1 protein-coding gene is annotated in these 1474 nt (G+C 41.0%); it reads left to right on the forward strand.

Annotation, left to right across the window (positions count from 1 at the left end; translation table 11 throughout):
- Window positions 1-110: 110 nt before the first annotated feature.
- A complete protein-coding gene (locus VXS03_RS19980) occupies window positions 111-1427 on the forward strand; it encodes an ISNCY family transposase (protein ID WP_442957469.1) in 1317 nt (438 codons plus the stop codon).
- Window positions 1428-1474 lie beyond the last annotated feature (47 nt).

The following is a 1474-nucleotide window of genomic DNA, read 5'->3' on the forward strand; positions in this document are numbered from 1 at the left end:
TGTAAACCCAATATAGTAATGTCACTTTTTACCAACTTAGAGATGTCACATATTGGTATACTTGGTGGTGTTTTCCGCCAAGTATAGATCTCTGTGCCATGTTACTTTCCATGAGTCCAAAAGAATTAAATCGAGTTGATGTTATTCGTGATATTAGTGAGCGAAGACTTCGACAAAAAGATGCTGCTGAGTTACTAAAATTATCTCGACGACATATCCAACGCCTCGTTAATCAATATCGCGGACAAGGTCCAGCGGGATTGGTCTCATTACGCCGTGGTAAGCCGAGTAATCGGCGCTATACACCTAAATTTAAGCAGCGTGTGATTGATATTGTTCGTCAGTTCTATATCGATTTTGGACCGACATTTGCTAATGAAAAATTGCGTGAAAAACACCAACTAAAACTCTCAACTGAAACGTTACGTCAATGGATGATGGCGGAAGGTTTTTGGATCTCTAAACGTCAAGCAAAGCCAAAGGTTTATCAACCCCGCTATCGTCGTGAATGCCTAGGTGAACTAGTACAAATAGATGGCTCTCACCATGATTGGTTTGAAGGCCGAGCAGAGAAATGTTGTCTTACGGTATATATCGATGATGCGACAGGTCGACTCATGACCTTGCGATTCAATGATGTTGAATCAACCTTTGATTACATGAATATCACACGCCAATACATTGAAGAGCATGGAAAACCTATCGCTTTTTACAGCGACAAACATTCAGTATTTAGACTCAATCGAGACGAAGTAAAAACAGGTAAGCAAATGACTGAGTTTGGCCGTGCTTTGTTTGAACTTAATATCGATTTAATTTGTGCCAATAGTTCTCAAGCAAAAGGACGCGTAGAGCGTGCTAATAAAACACTACAAGACCGTCTGATTAAAGAAATGCGTCTTGCTGGCATTGATTCGATTGAAGAAGCCAACGCCTGGTTACCTAAATTTATTGCTGATTTTAATCAACGTTTTGCACGAACACCCTATTCACTTCACGACGCACATCGCCCATTACGAGAATCATCAAGTGAACTTGATGATATCTTCGCTCGTCAGCGAAGCCGCGTACTCACACGCTCTCTTACTATCCAATACGATAAAGTTGTTTACTTAATCGAACCTAACGATGCTAATAACCGTTTGATAGGTAAACCCATCATGGTTTACGACTATCCTGATGGCACCATTAGTATTAAGCATTGTGGCCAACCATTAACTTATTCTGTTTTCGATAAACTTCGAACGGTAAACCAAGCAGCCATCGTTGATAACAAACGACTAAGTGCAGTACTCGCCTTTGCTAAGCAAAGCCAAGAGCAGAGAGAAAACACTCCGGAACGAACGCGGAGTAAAAGGAACATTAGCCGAGCCGCACAACAACGAGCCATGAATATAGCCTTGATGAAAGAGTCTGACACAGTGTGACATTTCTATTTGGGAGAGTTATGTGACATTACTAACTTGCACTAACA

The organism is Photobacterium sp. S4TG1, from assembly GCF_036040035.1.
GTDB lineage: Bacteria > Pseudomonadota > Gammaproteobacteria > Enterobacterales > Vibrionaceae > Photobacterium.

Bases quoted from the DNA above. Each gene is read 5' to 3' on its own strand.
- VXS03_RS19980 (WP_442957469.1), top strand. From the start codon at position 111: ATGAGTCCAAAAGAATTAAATCGAGTTGATGTTATTCGTGATATTAGT.